Origin of the sequence: Caulobacter radicis (assembly GCF_003094615.1) — a bacterium.
Lineage (GTDB): Bacteria > Pseudomonadota > Alphaproteobacteria > Caulobacterales > Caulobacteraceae > Caulobacter > Caulobacter radicis.
This window is the reverse complement of record NZ_QDKO01000035.1, coordinates 1-5,413: the sequence shown is the minus strand read 5'-3', so window position 1 is coordinate 5,413 and position 5,413 is coordinate 1. Positions and strand designations below refer to the sequence as shown.

At 54.8% G+C, this 5,413-nt stretch carries 2 tRNA genes and 3 rRNA genes; all 5 read left to right on the top strand.

The features are described from left to right. Positions 1-272 precede the first annotated feature (272 nt). The 5 genes from DDF62_RS19780 to rrf all read left to right on the top strand — a co-directional run bounded on the left by DDF62_RS19780 (position 273) and on the right by rrf (position 5,394). A 16S ribosomal RNA gene (locus tag DDF62_RS19780) occupies positions 273-1,754 on the top strand. Positions 1,755-1,935: 181 nt separating this feature from the next. Further along, positions 1,936-2,012: transfer RNA gene (locus DDF62_RS19775), tRNA-Ile, on the top strand. Between the two features lie 65 nt (positions 2,013-2,077). Continuing rightward, a tRNA-Ala gene (locus DDF62_RS19770) sits at positions 2,078-2,153 on the top strand. 237 nt (positions 2,154-2,390) lie between these two features. Then, positions 2,391-5,174 (top strand): 23S ribosomal RNA (locus DDF62_RS19765). A gap of 105 nt (positions 5,175-5,279) precedes the next feature. Then, positions 5,280-5,394, top strand: a 5S ribosomal RNA gene (gene rrf, locus DDF62_RS19760). Together the 16S, 23S and 5S rRNA genes with 2 tRNA genes alongside form the textbook arrangement of a ribosomal RNA operon. Positions 5,395-5,413 lie beyond the last annotated feature (19 nt).

Sequence of the window (5,413 nt, the reverse complement as noted above, 5' to 3'; positions counted from 1 at the left end):
CGCTCCCCGGTTTCGGAGGCGGCTCGGAGCTTCGGCTCTGGTCTTTGACATTGTTGATTTGGAAAGAGAAACGCAGGCGGCGGCGCTCTGGCGGTTACCCTTCGAGGTAACCTTAGACGCTGACGAATGCGGTCTCTTGAAGACACCATTTATACGGTGGCTGAGCTTTCGAGCTTGGTCATTGTGTGATGGGAACTCGTCAAGAAACTATGCAAACCAGATACGCGATCGGGGTTTTCCCCTCGATCAAATAGCTGGAGTCAATGTCAACTCAACCTGAGAGTTTGATCCTGGCTCAGAGCGAACGCTGGCGGCAGGCCTAACACATGCAAGTCGAACGGATCCTTCGGGATTAGTGGCGGACGGGTGAGTAACACGTGGGAACGTGCCCTTTGGTTCGGAACAACTCAGGGAAACTTGAGCTAATACCGGATGTGCCCTTCGGGGGAAAGATTTATCGCCATTGGAGCGGCCCGCGTCTGATTAGCTAGTTGGTGAGGTAAAGGCTCACCAAGGCGACGATCAGTAGCTGGTCTGAGAGGATGATCAGCCACATTGGGACTGAGACACGGCCCAAACTCCTACGGGAGGCAGCAGTGGGGAATCTTGCGCAATGGGCGAAAGCCTGACGCAGCCATGCCGCGTGAATGATGAAGGTCTTAGGATTGTAAAATTCTTTCACCGGGGACGATAATGACGGTACCCGGAGAAGAAGCCCCGGCTAACTTCGTGCCAGCAGCCGCGGTAATACGAAGGGGGCTAGCGTTGCTCGGAATTACTGGGCGTAAAGGGAGCGTAGGCGGACTGTTTAGTCAGAGGTGAAAGCCCAGGGCTCAACCTTGGAATTGCCTTTGATACTGGCAGTCTTGAGTACGGAAGAGGTATGTGGAACTCCGAGTGTAGAGGTGAAATTCGTAGATATTCGGAAGAACACCAGTGGCGAAGGCGACATACTGGTCCGTTACTGACGCTGAGGCTCGAAAGCGTGGGGAGCAAACAGGATTAGATACCCTGGTAGTCCACGCTGTAAACGATGAGTGCTAGTTGTCGGCAGGCATGCCTGTCGGTGACGCAGCTAACGCATTAAGCACTCCGCCTGGGGAGTACGGTCGCAAGATTAAAACTCAAAGGAATTGACGGGGGCCCGCACAAGCGGTGGAGCATGTGGTTTAATTCGAAGCAACGCGCAGAACCTTACCACCTTTTGACATGCCCGGACCACCAGAGAGATCTGGCTTTCCCTTCGGGGACTGGGACACAGGTGCTGCATGGCTGTCGTCAGCTCGTGTCGTGAGATGTTGGGTTAAGTCCCGCAACGAGCGCAACCCTCGCTGTTAGTTGCCACCATTCAGTTGGGCACTCTAACAGGACTGCCGGAGTTAATCCGGAGGAAGGCGGGGATGACGTCAAGTCCTCATGGCCCTTACAAGGTGGGCTACACACGTGCTACAATGGCGACTACAGAGGGTTGCAATCCCGCGAGGGGGAGCCAATCCCTAAAAGTCGTCTCAGTTCGGATTGTTCTCTGCAACTCGAGAGCATGAAGTTGGAATCGCTAGTAATCGCGGATCAGCATGCCGCGGTGAATACGTTCCCGGGCCTTGTACACACCGCCCGTCACACCATGGGAGTTGGCTTTACCCGAAGGCGCTGCGCTAACCGCAAGGAGGCAGGCGACCACGGTAGGGTCAGCGACTGGGGTGAAGTCGTAACAAGGTAGCCGTAGGGGAACCTGCGGCTGGATCACCTCCTTTCTAAGGATGCTTCTCCAAGCTCTCACGAGTTTATTGAGGCTCCAATTAGTGCGCTAGACGCACACAAATGAGCGGATCGCCGCCGTCTCCGTTTCTCTTTCCACTTGTCTTGAGCCGACCAGGTTCAAGGCACGATCGCGAGCCCTGGAGCGGATCACCTGATCCGATCTGAGCGGCCTATGGGCCCGTAGCTCAGTTGGTTAGAGCGCACGCTTGATAAGCGTGAGGTCATAAGTTCAAGTCTTATCGGGCCTACCACTCTTTCCAAACATACGGACCGCAACCGACAGCTCTCCTGGGCGAGCAACTCACACCGAGTGTGAGGGGCCATAGCTCAGTTGGTAGAGCGCCTGCTTTGCAAGCAGGATGTCGTCGGTTCGAATCCGTCTGGCTCCACCATCTTTGTTGGCTGTCTTCGCTAACGCTTCGCTTCTTGAGCGAAGCCAGCTGGAGGACGGACAGAGGCGCGATCGAGGATATCAAGTTTGCAGCTGGCTCTGAGCCATCTGCGAAGTGACATCGTGAATGTAGGGTTCAGCCGTTTAGGTTGGACTTAAGAAGACATCATTGTCTGACAAATTGTAAAGCGCATGCGAGCCGTCCCTAGACGGTAAGCGCATGGGTTTTGCTGAGAACGATCAAGCGCATAAGGGCTTCTGACGGATGCCTTGGCATTGAGAGGCGATGAAGGACGTGGCACGCTGCGATAAGAGCCGGGGAGGCGCGAGCACCCTTTGATCCGGCTATCTCCGAATGGGGAAACCCACCTTTACGGTCACCCGACTTGCTTCACCTTGGTGAAGCACGATCGGTGGATCGGACAAGGTATAATGATCTGAATACATAGGGTCATTAAGCAAACCCAGGGAACTGAAACATCTCAGTACCTGGAGGAAAGGACATCAACCGAGACTCCCGTAGTAGTGGCGAGCGAACCGGGACCAGGCCAGTGCTGTCGTGACATAAAGCTGAAGGATCTGGGAAGGTCCGCCATAGTGGGTGATAGCCCCGTAAGCGTCAAATAGCGACAGACTCGAGTAGGGCGGGACACGTGAAATCCTGTCTGAACATGGGGGGACCACCCTCCAAGCCTAAGTACTCCTCAATGACCGATAGCGAACAAGTACCGTGAGGGAAAGGTGAAAAGCACCCCGACAAGGGGAGTGAAACAGATCCTGAAATCGGAAGCCTACAAGCAGTCGGAGCCACCGCGCGTGGTGACGGCGTACCTTTTGTATAATGGGTCAGCGACTTCATGTGCCGTGCAAGCTTAAGCCGTTAGGTGTAGGCGCAGCGAAAGCGAGTCTGAATAGGGCGAATAAGTACGTCGCATGACGACCCGAAACCAGGTGATCTATCCATGAGCAGGTTGAAGGTTGGGTAACACCAACTGGAGGACCGAACCGGTGAATGTTGAAAAATTCTCGGATGACTTGTGGATAGGGGTGAAAGGCCAATCAAACCTGGACATAGCTGGTTCTCCGCGAAAACTATTTAGGTAGTGCCTCAGACGGACTCCTCGGGGGGTAGAGCACTGAATGGATGCGGGCGGCGCGAGCTGTACCAATTCTAATCAAACTCCGAATACCCGAGAGAGATATCTGGGAGACACACGGCGGGTGCTAACGTCCGTCGTGAAAAGGGAAACAACCCTAACCATCATCTAAGGCCCCCAAGTACTGGCTAAGTGGGAAACGATGTGGGTTTGCTTTGACAACCAGGATGTTGGCTTAGAAGCAGCCATCATTTAAAGAAAGCGTAACAGCTCACTGGTCAAGCGAACCTGCGCGGAAAATGTAACGGGGCTAAAGCCAGTCGCCGAAGGTATGGGTTTGCTCTTCGAGCAAGCGGTAGCGGAGCGTTCCGTAAGCCTGTGAAGATGAGGCGTGAGCCTTGTTGGAGGTATCGGAAGTGAGAATGCTGACATGAGTAGCGATAAAGAGGGTGAGAGACCCTCTCGCCGAAAGCCCAAGGGTTCCTGCGTAAAGCTAATCTGCGCAGGGTTAGCCGGCCCCTAAGGCGAGGCCGAAAGGCGTAGTCGATGGGAATCAGGTGAATATTCCTGAGCCAGTTGGAAGTGACGGATCTGGTAAATTGTCGGTCCTTATTGGATTGGTTCCGGCAGTGAACAGGTCCCTGGAAATAACTCCAACGGAGACCGTACCCGAAACCGACACAGGTGGGCAGGTAGAGTATACCAAGGCGCTTGAGAGAACTATGCTGAAGGAACTCGGCAAATTGCACGCGTAACTTCGGGATAAGCGTGACTCTTCTTTGGGCAACCAGAAAAGAGTGGCACAAGCCAGGGGGTAGCGACTGTTTATCAAAAACACAGGGCTCTGCGAAGCCGCAAGGCGACGTATAGGGTCTGACGCCTGCCCGGTGCCTGAAGGTTAAAAGGAGGGGTGCAAGCTCCGAATTGAAGCCCAGGTAAACGGCGGCCGTAACTATAACGGTCCTAAGGTAGCGAAATTCCTTGTCGGGTAAGTTCCGACCTGCACGAATGGCGTAACGACTTCCCCACTGTCTCCAGCATAGGCTCAGCGAAATTGAATTCCCCGTGAAGATGCGGGGTTCCCGCGGTCAGACGGAAAGACCCTATGAACCTTTACTGCAGCTTCGCCTTGGCGTTAGCAGCAACATGTGTAGGATAGGTGGGAGGCTATGAAACCGGGGCGCCAGTTCCGGTGGAGCCATCCTTGAAATACCACCCTTATTGTTGCTGACGTCTAACCGCGGCCCGTTATCCGGGTCCGGGACATGGCGTGGCGGGCAGTTTGACTGGGGCGGTCGCCTCCCAAAGTGTAACGGAGGCGCGCGATGGTGGGCTCAGACCGGTCGGAAATCGGTCGTCGAGTGCAATGGCATAAGCCCGCCTGACTGCGAGACTGACAAGTCGAGCAGAGACGAAAGTCGGCCATAGTGATCCGGTGGTCCTGCGTGGAAGGGCCATCGCTCAACGAATAAAAGGTACTCTAGGGATAACAGGCTGATTTTGCCCAAGAGTCCATATCGACGGCAAAGTTTGGCACCTCGATGTCGGCTCATCACATCCTGGGGCTGGAGCAGGTCCCAAGGGTTCGGCTGTTCGCCGATTAAAGTGGTACGTGAGCTGGGTTCAGAACGTCGTGAGACAGTTTGGTCCCTATCTGCCGTGGGTGTACGAGACTTGAGAGGATCTGTCCCTAGTACGAGAGGACCGGGATGGACACACCTCTGGTGGACCTGTCATGGCGCCAGCTGTGCAGCAGGGTAGCTAAGTGTGGAATAGATAACCGCTGAAAGCATCTAAGCGGGAAACTAACCTCAAAACAAGGTCTCGCTGAGAGCCGTGGAAGACCACCACGTTGATAGGCCGGGTGTGGAAGTGCGGCGACGCATGGAGCTTACCGGTACTAATAGCTCGATAGGCTTGATCGTTCTTCAGTCAAACCCATGCAAGCTTTACAAACCTTGCCTGACACTGATGTCTTCTTCTTTGCCTTGTCCCTCCTCAAAAGGGACAAGCAGCATCCTTTTCGCTGACCTGGTGGCTTTGCCGGGGGTTCCCCACCCGATCCCATTCCGAACTCGGTCGTTAAGTCCCCCTGGGCCAATGGTACTTCGTCTCAAGGCGCGGGAGAGTAGGTCGCCGCCAGGTCCGCTAAAAGGATGCATCC